This is a genomic window from Spirosoma humi (assembly GCF_054776575.1).
Map to the genome: position 1 here is coordinate 479,897 of NZ_BAAHBR010000003.1, position 12,935 is coordinate 492,831.

Consider the following 12,935-nt stretch of genomic DNA (forward strand, 5'->3'; position numbering starts at 1 on the left):
TGAACTGGTTTATGATTATGGTACGAGTTGACCGTCGCGCCAGCGTGGGATCAGTTACTTAGCCAGATAGGTCATGCCACCATCCACAAGCAGTTCGGCACCCAGCATAAATGAAGAGTCATCAGAGGCCAGAAAAACCGCTGTTTTACCGATGTCAGCCGGTTGTCCGATCCTGCCTATCGGCATTACACCTGCGAAATGCTGCTTTACGGCTTCGATTTGTTCTGCGGGGACAAACTTGTCAAAGGCGGGTGTATCGGTTGTACCGGGCGTGATGACATTGGCTCTGATTTTTCTGGCTAAAAGGTCATTTGAAAATGCTTTTGCCAAATAGATCACGGCCGCTTTGGCAGCGCCGTAAAGCCCAAATGACGGGTGTGCCCGATGGGCTGCATTTGACCCGATCAGAATAATAGCTCCGCCGTCATTCATATAAGGCAGTGCTTTCTGAACCGTGAAGTAGACACTCTTCAGGTTCAGCGCCATGGCCTGGTCATAATCGGCTTCACTGGTATCGGCCACTGTACCTGTAGTTCCAGCACCTGCATTGGCCACCACCACGTCTATCTTACCAAATTCTTCAGCGGTTTCTTTAAACACTCGCTCCAGGTCGGCCAGGTTGGTTACATCGGCATTGATAGCCATGAAATCATCGCCAAGCTGAGCGGCAGCACTCGCCAGGGTTTTCTGATTTCTGCCGACGATAGCGCCTACACCACCTTCCTGTTTAAACGCCTGGGCAATGCCCAATCCAATGCCACTATTGCCCCCCGTAATAACTGCCACTTTGTTGCTTAACCTGTTCATTTCTCTGTTCCTTTTGAAATTGTTTCACAAAGGAACCATCGATAGTTTATTTTAGAAACTATCGATGGTGTATTCTGGTTACTCGTAGGTAACTACAATCTTGACTATGAGAGATGACCGATTTTGTGCGTCAAATTGCCCATTCACCAGAGCGATTGGCACCATTGGTAATAAATGGAAGCCAATGATCATTAATGTCATTGGCACCCGTAGCATTCGTTTTGGTCAGTTAGATGCCATCGTACCCCACATTTCCAGGAAAGTACTGACCGAACAATTAAAAGAGCTGGAAGAAGATGGCTTACTGGAACGATTGGCCTACAAGGAGCTACCGCCAAGGGTAGAGTATAAGTTGTCAGAAAAAGGGTTGGCTTTTTTGCCAATTTTAGAAGCCATAAAAGAATGGAATATAAAGTATGAAGTAGCCCTTATCCCCAAAGAGACTGATTACAAATGGAGTAAACTTCCCACAGACTGCTTACCCTGACAAAACCGGAACTGGCTCATCATTTAAAGAAGGGAAAACAATAGCTGTTTATTACCCATTGAGATTTTGTATACAGCAGAAGCCTATGCCGACACGATAATGACTATCATCTACACCATGAAGAATTAGGACTTAACCTACCGCAACAAAATCTCAACGCAGCGTACTATGCGGGTATGTTTGGTCCGTCACTTTAAACGCCCTATTCATGAGATAAGAACAGTTATTGCCATGTCAAATTCATTTCGTATCTAGTAAAGTCTCAAAATGCCATCTCATGAATCAAACTAAAAATTTCACATTTTAGCTGAATTTGTGAGACATTAATTTACTGTTTAAGTCATTTCGGACACAAGTGAAAGCTGGGAGGAGAATATGATTTCACGGATACGGAGGGCTTGGAAGCCGTTTTTGATCTGGAGGCTCTGTTAAATTTCCCCTTGTCCAGGCCTTCCCAGTCAGCCCAATCCGCTAAATGACGAATTATGTACTTTTCCCCAGAATTACGAATTACCCCAAGTTAAGACCGGGACTCACTAATCAACGAAACGAGCGCCTGGCAATCCGGTAGTCATTCGGGTCGGTAATTGAGTTAGAAAAATGAACCCTATTCGCCAGCCTTTATCTATCGTTTCAGCGCGATGAATACCACATGACCGGCTGCCGGAAATGTGGTTTCGGCAACTGGGAAACCATAATGCTGGTAGAACTGGTCTCGTTGGTGGGGAGACAGTAAGTCTACGTACAAATTAATGCCCGCGAAATTGTTTTTCCGTAAAAACGAGTCCAGAAACTGCCAGTCCTGTTTGGTAAATGTTCGGCCGGGAGTAAGCAGGCGGGGCCAGCCGTCATGCATGAATGGCTTAATCTGATCGGGATGCAGGCGCCCAAAATACTGTCCTACGCCACTTTTGTCGTAAAAGCGCCGAAACGAAAACACCGCGTTCTGGGCACTATAATAGGGGCAGAGCCCTTCTTTTTCGCCCACGCCGTTGGCACCAATCGTGCAGAAAGGCCAGTCAAGTACAGCGTCGCCGGGTTGTTGCTTAATAACCGAACAATAATGCAGCATACTCTCCGAGGCTACATTGATAGGAATGGTCAACCGCTTGGAATAGCCCGTATACCACTCTAAACCCATCAGGACAACCAGCAGCGCGCAACTTATCTGGCCTGCCAGCCGATGCGGCCATCGAACGGGCAGCGCCAGCAGGGTTAGCAGGACCGGATACACCAGACTGGCTCGCCCGCCATGCCGGTTAAAGCTAAACCAGGGGAATAGTTTTAACGTAGGCATCAGCACCGGGTGGTACAGTAGGCAAAGCACCAGCATAAGCATGATGGGTAGCCAGAGGGCTACTTTGCGCCGGGTTTGCCACCAGCCGACAATTGCCAGTATGGTGAGGTAGAGTCCAGGGCTGCCCTGTCCGTAACTTTCAAACGTATCGTGAAACCACCGTTGGTAAGGAACCGATATGCTGTCGATGCCGGGTAAATACGGAAGAAACAGTCGCACGGGATGCGACCAGGCACGCAATTCAGGGACAATACCGAAGTCGAATTGCCAGGCAGTAAAGGCAATCTGAAGTGTGAGCGGAAGGTATAGCCACAGGCTGAATAAAATAAGGATCAGTAAACCGATAATCTGGCCCCGTTGCCGGCCCACTTCATGCGTCAGGTATCCGCGAATGTGTAACGGCCACTGACCAATAACCGGAAACTGATGGTACAGCATCACCAAAAGTACGGGAATGACGAGTGTGGTAAAGGAAAGCGCAAACCCAGCCACGTAAGCCAATTCCTGCCCCAGCACCAGCACATGCAGGATTATCCAGCCCAATACATACGAAAGCGAGACGGGACGTCGATCAACGACATCCAGCAGGAGCCGATACGTGGCCACTATGCCTAAAACGGTCCAGTGCGCCACACAGACGTTCATGTGGATGGGGTATTTCCAGAGCGCGTAAAAGTTGAATACGGAGACGACTAGTCCAGCTATGAATGATTTTGGGGCACCAAATCGGGAGACGAGCAGAAGGAAGGTGCCGACAGAGGTGACAACTAGGCTGTACACATAATAATATTGAAGATAAGGCCCCGGTCCATCGAACAAGCGGTGGCAGAAGGCGTACCAGTAGTCGCGCTCGAATCCCCAATCCAGGAAAACCTGGTTTGTTCCGTAGGGGTAAAACGTTTGCGTATTGACGAGCGAAAGGTGCGGGAAAGGCCAGAGGGAAACGTTTTTGTTGAAGAAATACCCAACATATTCGTATTGATCGGTATCGTTGCCGTCGGATAGAGGATGGGTGAAATTGCCAACCACCCAACTGGTCAGGCAGGCTGTGAGCAGCCCCAAAATAAGGGCCCACACCCAATTGGATCCGACAAATGAGCCACTGGTTTTGGTTGAATAACGGGTAGAAATGGGCAGGTGAACTTGATTCATTTGGGTGTTTGTACAGTCAACGGTGGGATCGTTAGGCAAAAGTCTCTGTAAACGGCTATTTTTGCAAAGAAATGCATACCGCGGTTGACATGCCGCACTTTATTTGAGAGAATCAGGCGACTTTTTAGTCGCCCTACAATTATGGCTGACTACAATCACCGCGAAACCGAACAGAAATGGCAACGGTTTTGGGACGAGCATCACACCTACAAACCCGCCGAAACAACTGACCGCCCCAAGTACTACGTCCTCGATATGTTTCCCTACCCGTCAGGGGCGGGGCTGCACGTTGGTCACCCGCTGGGCTATATCGCTTCGGATATCGTTTCGCGCTACAAACGGCTGAAAGGCTATAATGTGCTGCACCCGATGGGCTTTGACTCATTCGGATTGCCCGCCGAGCAATATGCCATTCAAACCGGTCAGCACCCGGCCGTAACGACCGAAGCGAACCTGACGCGCTACATCGAACAGTTGAAAAATATTGGTTTCAGCTACGACTGGAGCCGCGAAGTCCGTACTTCCGATCCGGCGTATTACAAATGGACGCAGTGGATTTTCATGGAGTTGTTTCGCTCGTGGTACAATAAAGAAACCGACAAAGCCGAGCCGATAGAGACGTTATTCGCCAAATTTTCGGCCAATGGTACCCAGGGGGTTCTGGCGGTTTGCGACGATACCGTATCGACCTTCACGGCCGATGAATGGAATGCCCTGTCTGAAACGGAACAATATGCGATCTCGCTCCAGTATCGCCTGACCTACCTCGCCGATGCCGTCGTGAACTGGTGTCCGGCTCTGGGCACCGTGCTGGCCAACGACGAGGTGAAGGACGGCGTCTCGGAACGGGGAGGCTATCCCGTTGAACAAAAGCTGATGCGGCAATGGATGATGCGCATCACCGCCTACGCCGACCGCTTGCTGACGGGTTTGGATACTATTGACTGGACCGAATCGATTAAAGAGCAACAGCGAAACTGGATCGGAAAAAGTGTAGGAGCTAGCGTGCGGTTTGCGGTTGATGCTTCTCCTGAGAGCGAAAACCAAAAACCGGATTCCCAACAATCCATCGAAGTCTTTACGACCCGTGTCGATACGATTTACGGAGTTACCTTTATGGTGCTGGCTCCTGAGCACGAGCTGGTTGCGACGCTGACAACGCCCGAGCAAAAGGAGGCTGTAGACGCCTACATCAATGCGGCTAAACTTCGTTCGGAACGCGACCGGATGGCCGATACCAAAGCCGTCTCGGGCGTGTTTACGGGCAGTTACTGCATCAATCCATTCAACAATGAGAAAGTCCCCATCTTTCTGGCCGACTATGTATTAGCGGGTTATGGTACCGGTGCCGTGATGGCCGTACCCTCGGGCGATCAGCGTGACTGGAATTTTGCCAAACATTTTGACCTGCCGATCGTGCCGATTCTGGATGGCCAGAAAGACATCGACAAGCAGGCTGATAACACCAAGGAAGGCCATTACATCAACTCGGGTATGGTCAATGGCATGACCTACAAAGAAGCGACCGCCACGCTGATTGCCTGGCTAGAAGCGCGCGGACTGGGTCGTGGAAAAGTCAATTTCCGGATGCGCGACGCCGTATTCAGTCGGCAACGGTATTGGGGTGAACCCGTTCCGGTTTATTTTAAAGAAGGCCCGTCAGGGCGTTTGCCGTACCTGATCGACGAGAATGATTTGCCGCTGGAGTTGCCCGCCGTCGATAAATACCTGCCAACCGAAACTGGCGAACCACCCCTGGGCCGTGCCGAAGGCTGGAAATACAAGGGGCAATACGAGTATGAGTTAAGTACCATGCCAGGCTGGGCGGGGTCATCCTGGTACTGGTATCGGTACATGGACCCGCAGAATACAACCGAGTTTGCGTCTAAAGAAGCCATCGATTACTGGCAGAACGTGGACCTCTACATCGGCGGCACCGAACACGCCACGGGTCACCTGTTATACAGCCGCTTCTGGAATAAATTCCTGAAGGACCGGGGCTATGTTCCGCAGGAAGAGCCCTTCAAAAAGCTCATCAACCAGGGCATGATTCAGGGCCGGAGCAATTTCGTGTATCGCGTAGCGGGTACGGGAAGAGAAGGCGCACCCGCCATATTTTTATCACTGAATCAGGTAAACGGACAGGAAGTAACCCCCCTTCACGTCGATGTCAATATCGTTGAAAACGACGTACTGGACATTGAGGCATTCAGAAAGGCCCGGCCGGACCTAGCAGACAATGCAGAATTTATCACTGAGCCAGACGGACGCTACCTAGTTGGTGCCGAGGTTGAAAAGATGTCGAAGTCGAAGTTCAACGTCGTCAATCCTGATGATATCGTGGAGAAGTACGGGGCCGATGTTCTTCGCCTGTACGAAATGTTCCTGGGGCCGCTCGAACAGGCCAAACCCTGGAATACGAACGGCATCGATGGCGTGTATCGCTTCATTCGCAAATTCTGGCGGTTGTTCTACAAGGATAGTGCTGCCGGGGAAAGTCAGTGGATTGTAACAGACGAGCAGCCCACGCCGGCCGAACTGAAAGTCCTGCACAAAACGATCAAAAAGACGGAAGAGGATATTGAGCAGTATTCGTTCAATACGTCGGTAAGTTCATTCATGATCTGCGTCAATGAACTGGCAACGCTAAACTGCCACAAACGAGCTATTTTGCAGGATTTGGTTCTGTTATTGTCACCCTATGCCCCGCACATTACCGAAGAATTGTGGGCGGCTCTGGGCAATCAACCGGGCACACTCTCGCAGGCCGAGTTTCCAAAATTCAATCCAAATTATTTGATTGAAGCCGCCTTTGATTACCCGATTCAGATCAACGGGAAAGTCCGTACTACGATCAGTTTTGCCATCGACCGGGCACCCAGCGACATTGAGCGGGAAGTGCTGGCTGATGAAACCGTACAGAAATGGATGGAGGGCAAAACGCCTAAGAAAGTGGTCGTTGTGCCCAAGCGAATTGTGAACGTGGTGCTTTAGAATCGTTGAGAATCTGTAGATTTAACGTCCAACAACTTATCCGCTTATGTACACAGCTGTGAATGGAATTTACGAGAATGGCCAATTAACCTTAACGGAACGTCCACCAACGAATCGCCGTACAAAAGTTGTCATCTTGTTTCTAGACGAATCAGTGACTGATACGACCGTCGCTGGTTCGTCAGCAGGAGTACGTTTGGGCAGTTGGGAAGGTAAATACAATATCCCCGATGATTTTAATGCGCCTTTAGACGACCTTAATGATTATATGTAATGGAGTATGCTTATTTGGCTGATACACAAATTGTAATCTGGAGCCTTATCAATCCATCGAAGATTACTGCTTCTGTACAGAGAATTCTGTTAGAGAATCCAATTTGGGTCAGTGAAATAAGTTTATTTGAAATTGTAATTAAGCAGAAGATAGGTCGGTTGCCTGAATTGAATTTGCCTGTTAAAGACTTGATTGATCGGTTACACGCGGATGGATTTCACTTAGTACCTATTGAACAGAAACACATTGCTGCGTACGAGCAAGTTCCACTGTTTGATCATCATCGAGATCCTTTTGATCGATTGTTACTAGCGATTGCATTAGCAGAAGGAGTTCCTATTATTTCTGCTGATCAGAATTTTCATCTCTACGTGCCTGCGATTCATTTGGTTCAGGCGTAGAATAGTCAGAAAAGAAATTGGGAAGCCAGTTCCAAGAAACCGACTTCACGCATACTCCATTCATTAGAAACGGGACCGGGTTACGTCTACTTGACATAACCCGGTCCCGTTTCTAAGTAGCCCCTAAACTATTAAGCCAGAATCGGGGCCGATTGCTGAGCTGCTAACGCTTCGCGTACCTGCGCGGTGAGCGTGAGCGAATGCTTGCGGGCTTCATGGTCAAAAATAGGGGCCGAAATAATCAACTCATCGGCTTTGGTTTGGGCGATGATGCTGGCTAATCCCCGTTGTATTGTTGTGGGCGACCCTACTGCCGAGCAGCGAAAAACGGAGTCGATACCCGCCAGTTCGTAATCGGGCCACGTATCTTCCAGATTATCGACGGGCGGCTGCATCTGGCGTGCTTTTCCCCTCCGAATGTACAGGAACTGCTGCTGCACGGATGTAAACAACCGCTGAGCTTCCTGATCGGTGTCGGCTGCAATAACATTGGCTGCCACCATCGCATAAGGTTCTTTCAGGCGTTCAGATGGTCGAAATTGAGTACGGTAAACCTGTAATGCCCGTAGTAGTTCGGCGGGGGCGAAGTGCGAGGCAAAGGCGTAGGGTAAGCCAAGCATGGCGGCCAGTTGAGCACCAAACAGACTGGAGCCCAGTATCCAGATCGGTATATCTAAGCCGTTCCCCGGTATGGCCTGAACAAACTGATTGGTATCGTTGGGTTGGAAATAATGCTGTAGTTCGACCACATCCTGCGGAAATGTATCGGGACCGTTCATGTTCCGACGCAACGCCTGCGATGTTGCCTGATCGGAACCGGGTGCCCGGCCCAGACCCAGATCAATGCGGCCGGGGTAGAGCGACTCCAGCGTGCCAAACTGTTCGGCGATGAGCAACGGAGAATGATTGGGCAGCATGATACCGCCCGACCCAACCCGGATGGTGCTTGTCCCCCCGGCTACGTAGCCAATAACGACCGACGTGGCCGCGCTGGCAATGCCCGGCATGTTGTGATGCTCGGCCAGCCAGTAGCGATTATAGCCTAGCTGTTCGGCATGCTGGGCAAGATTCAATGTATTTCGAAGCGCCTGAGTAGCTGTATTGCCCTCGACGATAGGCGATAAATCCAGAACTGAAAAGGGAATCATACGGCGATGTCTAAATAGTTACCTTATTTTTGCAGCGTAAGTTGGAGGAAAACAGGGCAACGGGGTCCATGTTTTCTTTGCTTAACAAACCGGTTTGTCGGAACGGTTCCAGCATTTCACCCAGATAATCCGTCATTACTTCATCAACAACCAGAATGACCATTAAATCGATTATCGTATTTGGCCTAAGCGTTGGCCTGATTACCTGTTCGCCCAGGACGTACACGAAAATACCTGCCGGAAAGGCGTATGATTTCTTTAAATATACACCCAACCAGTCGGCAAAAATATCGGCTCACCGGGGCGGGGGCGATCTGAAAGGATATCCCGAAAACTGCATTGAGTCCTTTGCGTATCTGGCTAAAAACCTGCCGGTTATCATCGAATGCGACATCGACCTGACCAAAGATAGCGTGATGGTCATGATGCACGATGCCACTCTCGACCGGACGACGACCGGCACCGGAAAGCTAATCGACCGGAACTACGCCGAACTTGGGCAGTATCGGCTGGAAGATAATATGGGGAACGCAACGCCTTATAAAATTCCGACGCTGGAGGAGGTTTTGCGCTGGGGTAAAAACAAGGTTACGTTCACGCTCGATGTGAAGCGGAATGTGTCGTTCGCTAAAGTGGTCGACATGATTCATAAGACGGGCGCGGGTGCTTACGTCGCCGTCATTACGTACAATGCTCAGGATGCGGCTAAACTCAACAAACTCGATCCGAATCTGATGATATCGGTTACCATTCGCAACCGGGCCGAATACGACCGCCTTCGCGAACTGGGCGTTCCCGATAACCGAATGGTCGCCTTTGTTGGGGTTAAAGAGCCGGATGCCGACTTATACAAATTTCTGCACGATAAGGGTATTGCCTGTATCCTGGGCACGTTGGGTAATCTGGATAAACAGGCTGCTGCGAAAGGAGATCAGGTATACAAAACGTTTGCTCAAAACGGTGCCGATATCATGTCTACGGATCGCCCGTTTGAGATGGCAAAGGTGTTGTACAAATAAGACCCGTAGTCGCTTAAGGCATGCAGACGGTTGAGCGTAATCGAATTGTCTATGGTCTTCTGACGCTCGTGACGATGCTGCTTGGGCTGGCATCAAGGCGTTTTTTCAGTGAATTTCCCTTTGTTCGTGCTTATGTCGGAGACGGGCTATGGGCGCTGATGGTCTTTTTCGGCTTCGCGATCGTTTTCAACCGCTGGTCAGTTCGCTCCGTCGCGCTGGCGGCCTTACTGTTCTCCGTTGGCATCGAAGTGAGTCAGCTATATCACGCGACCTGGATAGACAGCCTGCGGTCTACCCGTCTGGGTGGCCTGGTGCTGGGCTTCCGTTTCGTGTGGAGTGATCTGCTGTGTTACAGCATTGGTGTTTTTATAGGTGTTCTGCTGGAAAGGCTGGTCATTCCCATTCGTCTTAAAAGCAAGTAGGCTTAACCATCTGTGGAGTCGGCTACTTATAATCGACCGGCGAGGTTTCGAGAAACCTCGTATCGTTCGGTTATAAGTAACCTTACTGGTCAGATTTGAGAATCCGACTCCACTCAATACTGGTTTAACTTAGTAGCCCAGCGTAAACCGCTTCCGGATAAACTGTGGTTTCTCAATCTCGTCCAAGACCGCCACAGCCAGATCGGCAACCGAAATGGCCGATTCCCCTTTTTCATCGAAAACGGGCTGCTCGGTACCCAGTCGGAACTTGCCGGTCCGTTCGCCGGGAGCCAGATTGATGGCGGGGCTCAAGAATGTCCAGTCCAGAGTTGTGTTTTTACGGAGTACGTTTAGGTAGTCGCGGGCGGCTGTGGCACCTGCTTTCCAATCAGCCGGAAATTGGGGCGTGTCGACCAGTTGAACGCCCGGAGCGGCTTCCAGACTACCCGCTCCACCAATGACCAATAACCGGTTAACGCCCGCAGCCTCGGTGCCTTTCTCGATCGTCTCTGAGCCGTTCAGAAAGTCATCATATAGGTTTGGGTTTGCCCAGCCGGCATTGAAAGCATTTAGCACGGCATCATGACCCGCCACCAGTTGGGCAACCGTACCGGCCTCCCGAATATCACCCTGCTTAACCACCAGGTTGGGGTGCGTTACCGTAATTTTTTCCGGATGGCGGACAATAGCCGTCACGGCATGACCCCGGTTGAGAGATTCTTCGACTAGGGCTGATCCTACAAAGCCAGAGGCACCAATGATTGCGAGTTTCATACTGTGTGATTTGTTAACGTGAAAAATTTAATGTAATAAAAAATGTTACAGTTTTAGGTAAAAAAATTAGTCAAACCGCCGGGTAAACTCGTCGAGCGTTGTATCCCCTAGTTTTTGGATGAGGGCCTGCTCCGCATCCAGGTACAGATCGTCCAGGTGCTGGTTAATCTGCTTACCAACGGGGCAGGCAGGGTTGGGGCTGTTTCGGGCGGTTCCCAGAAAAGGCCCCTGGCGAGTTGATATAAAAACGTCGGATAAGCGAATCGCCTGTGGTGATTTAGCCAGCATGCTGCCACCGTTCTTGCCTTCACGACTAATGACCAGTCCGTTCTTACGCAGGTTACTGATTTCCTTACGAACGAGCACCGGATTGATGTTGATACTGCCTGCAATGTATTCCGATGATAGCCATTCGCCGTTGGCCGTAGCCAACAGGGTTAAAATGTGCATGGATATGGCGAATCGTCCGTTCATTAGTGTAATATTTAATGTTACAGTTTAGGCTTAAAAAAGATTCCCTGTTTTTAGGGAATCTTTTTCACACACTCATTAATTGGCGACTACGATAAGGGGAGCCACTTGCTCCGGGTCGTTATCTGGCGACGCTTTTTTCTGTTTCATGGCTTTCTTGGCCGCTTTTTTCAGCGTTACATCATACAAATCCGTCCGGCGATCTTTCAAAACCTGAACGGACCCATGTTCGTGTAATTCCTTCAATAAGCTCAGGTCAACATCGGCAATAAGGACCATTTCGGTGTTGGTCGTTGCCTCGGCTTTCACCGCATTGGTTGGGAACTGGAAGTCGGAAGGCGTAAACACCGCCGACTGGGCATAGTTGATATCCATGTTCTGTACCCGCGGCAGGTTGCCCACACATCCCGAAATAGCCACGTAGCACTCATTTTCGATGGCCCGGGCCTGCGCGCAATGGCGTACCCGTGAGTAGCCGTTCTGGGTGTCGGTCAGGAAGGGCACAAAGAGAATCTGCATACCCTGTTGAGCCAGAATACGACCCAGTTCAGGAAACTCGACATCGTAACAGATCAGCATGCCAATTTTGCCGCAGTCGGTGTCGAACGCCCGAATCTCATAGCCACCCACCATACCATAGTGCCGCACCTCATTGGGCGTGATATGGATTTTCCGGTACTCTTCGTACGAGCCATCGCGCCGACAGAGATAAGCTACGTTATAGAGCTTCCCGTCTTCATCGACGAGTGGCATGCTGCCGCCCACAATATTGACATTGTAAGAGATGGCCAGTTGGCAAAGCTTCTCCCGAACGGCTTCCGTAAAGTCGGCTAACTTCCGAATCGCGACCGGCTCCGGCAGATCGTTGAAATCGGCCATCAGGGGCGTATTGAAAAACTCGGGCAGCACCATAAAGTCAGCCCGATAATCGCTGACAGCATTGGCGAAAAACTCGACCTGTTCCAAAAAAGCGTTGAGGTTTTTGAACAACCGCATCTGCCACTGAATCACCCCCAGCCGAATAATAGAGTCGGTATGGGGGCGTTTATCTTTCTCGGCAACGTAGTAGATGTTGATCCACTCCAGCAGCGTAGCATACTCTTTCGATTCGGTATCACCGGGCAGGTAACCGCGCAACACTTTCCGAACGTGGAAATCGTTCGACAGCTGAAAGGTCAGCGTGGGATCGTAAATTTCCTTTTGCTTCACCTTGGCGATGTATTCGCGGGGCGACAGGTCGTGGGCGAACTTGTTGTAGTTTGGAATACGCCCACCCGCCAGAATACCTTTCAGGTTGAGCGTTTCGCATACTTCTTTGCGGGCGTCGTAGAGCCGACGCCCCAACCGCAGATCGCGGTAATCGGGATGCACGAACACCTCGATGCCGTACATGTAATCGCCTTCGTCGCTGTGGGTTTTGAAGGTGTAGCCACCGGTAATTTCTGCGTAGGTATGGTTGTCGCCAAACTGGTCGTACTTCACCCGAATGGCCAGCGCACAGGCGACCACTTTTCCATCGACTTCGACGCAAAACTGGCCTTCGGGGAAAATAGTGAGTAATTTGTTGATCTTGCTTTTCTCCCAGTAGTCGCCACCGATTCCACTATATACCTCGATCATGGCCTCTTTGAGATCATGATAATCTTCCTTCTGTAAGGGTCTGGTTTGTATATGCATAAGTGATTGTCT

Annotated in this window: 13 protein-coding genes; 6 read left to right on the top strand and 7 right to left on the bottom strand. The window is 50.3% G+C overall.

The window, feature by feature from the left end:
* Window positions 1–54 precede the first annotated feature (54 nt).
* A complete protein-coding gene (locus ACYU8Y_RS05645; protein ID WP_460935054.1) occupies window positions 55–807 on the bottom strand; it encodes a glucose 1-dehydrogenase in 753 nt (250 codons plus the stop codon).
* A 106-nt stretch (window positions 808–913) separates the two neighbouring features.
* Between ACYU8Y_RS05645 and ACYU8Y_RS05650 the strand changes: the two genes are divergently transcribed.
* A complete protein-coding gene (locus ACYU8Y_RS05650) occupies window positions 914–1,294 on the top strand; it encodes a winged helix-turn-helix transcriptional regulator (protein ID WP_460935056.1) in 381 nt (126 codons plus the stop codon).
* A gap of 625 nt (window positions 1,295–1,919) precedes the next feature.
* On the opposite strand, the gene ACYU8Y_RS05655 is transcribed toward ACYU8Y_RS05650, so the two are convergent.
* Complete coding sequence (locus ACYU8Y_RS05655) at window positions 1,920–3,743, bottom strand: hypothetical protein (protein WP_460935058.1); 1,824 nt, start codon at window positions 3,741–3,743, stop codon at window positions 1,920–1,922.
* 141 nt (window positions 3,744–3,884) lie between these two features.
* On the opposite strand from ACYU8Y_RS05655, the gene leuS reads away from it, so the two are divergent.
* Genes leuS through ACYU8Y_RS05670 form a run of 3 tightly spaced genes read left to right on the top strand, consistent with a single transcriptional unit; the run spans window position 3,885 to window position 7,412 of the window.
* The gene (gene leuS / locus ACYU8Y_RS05660; protein ID WP_460935060.1) at window positions 3,885–6,737 is read left to right on the top strand and encodes a leucine--tRNA ligase; all 2,853 of its coding nucleotides are present in this window, start codon (window positions 3,885–3,887) and stop codon (window positions 6,735–6,737) included.
* 46 nt (window positions 6,738–6,783) lie between these two features.
* Window positions 6,784–7,011: a hypothetical protein gene (locus ACYU8Y_RS05665; protein WP_460935062.1), complete on the top strand. Its 228-nt coding sequence runs from the start codon at window positions 6,784–6,786 to the stop codon at window positions 7,009–7,011.
* Entirely contained in the window at window positions 7,011–7,412 is a 402-nt protein-coding gene (locus ACYU8Y_RS05670) for a type II toxin-antitoxin system VapC family toxin (protein WP_460935064.1), read from the top strand. The genes ACYU8Y_RS05665 and ACYU8Y_RS05670 overlap by 1 nt, the downstream gene beginning before the upstream one ends.
* A gap of 131 nt (window positions 7,413–7,543) precedes the next feature.
* Here the strand turns inward: ACYU8Y_RS05670 and ACYU8Y_RS05675 are convergent, their stop codons facing one another.
* Both ACYU8Y_RS05675 and ACYU8Y_RS05680 read right to left on the bottom strand, forming a co-directional pair.
* Window positions 7,544–8,560 carry an LLM class flavin-dependent oxidoreductase gene (locus ACYU8Y_RS05675; RefSeq protein ID WP_460935066.1) on the bottom strand — a complete coding sequence of 339 codons (1,017 nt, stop codon included), beginning with the start codon at window positions 8,558–8,560 and terminating at the stop codon, window positions 7,544–7,546.
* A gap of 10 nt (window positions 8,561–8,570) precedes the next feature.
* A complete protein-coding gene (locus ACYU8Y_RS05680) occupies window positions 8,571–8,723 on the bottom strand; it encodes a hypothetical protein (RefSeq protein ID WP_460935068.1) in 153 nt (50 codons plus the stop codon).
* Between ACYU8Y_RS05680 and ACYU8Y_RS05685 the strand changes: the two genes are divergently transcribed.
* Both ACYU8Y_RS05685 and ACYU8Y_RS05690 read left to right on the top strand, forming a co-directional pair.
* On the top strand, window positions 8,716–9,579 hold the full coding sequence (locus ACYU8Y_RS05685) for a glycerophosphodiester phosphodiesterase family protein (protein ID WP_460935069.1): 864 nt from the start codon (window positions 8,716–8,718) through the stop codon (window positions 9,577–9,579). The genes ACYU8Y_RS05680 and ACYU8Y_RS05685 overlap by 8 nt on opposite strands.
* 20 nt (window positions 9,580–9,599) lie before the next feature.
* On the top strand, window positions 9,600–10,001 hold the full coding sequence (locus ACYU8Y_RS05690; protein ID WP_460935070.1) for a ribosomal maturation YjgA family protein: 402 nt from the start codon (window positions 9,600–9,602) through the stop codon (window positions 9,999–10,001).
* A 129-nt stretch (window positions 10,002–10,130) separates the two neighbouring features.
* Here ACYU8Y_RS05690 and ACYU8Y_RS05695 read toward each other — a convergent pair whose 3' ends face one another.
* From ACYU8Y_RS05695 to ACYU8Y_RS05705, 3 genes are all read right to left on the bottom strand, one after another.
* Window positions 10,131–10,775: an NAD(P)-dependent oxidoreductase gene (locus tag ACYU8Y_RS05695; RefSeq protein ID WP_460935071.1), complete on the bottom strand. Its 645-nt coding sequence runs from the start codon at window positions 10,773–10,775 to the stop codon at window positions 10,131–10,133.
* Between the two features lie 66 nt (window positions 10,776–10,841).
* Window positions 10,842–11,249, bottom strand: coding sequence for an RrF2 family transcriptional regulator (locus ACYU8Y_RS05700; protein ID WP_460935073.1), 408 nt, complete (start codon window positions 11,247–11,249; stop codon window positions 10,842–10,844).
* Window positions 11,250–11,324: 75 nt separating this feature from the next.
* Entirely contained in the window at window positions 11,325–12,923 is a 1,599-nt protein-coding gene (locus tag ACYU8Y_RS05705) for a GNAT family N-acetyltransferase (protein ID WP_460935075.1), read from the bottom strand.
* Window positions 12,924–12,935: the final 12 nt, after the last annotated feature.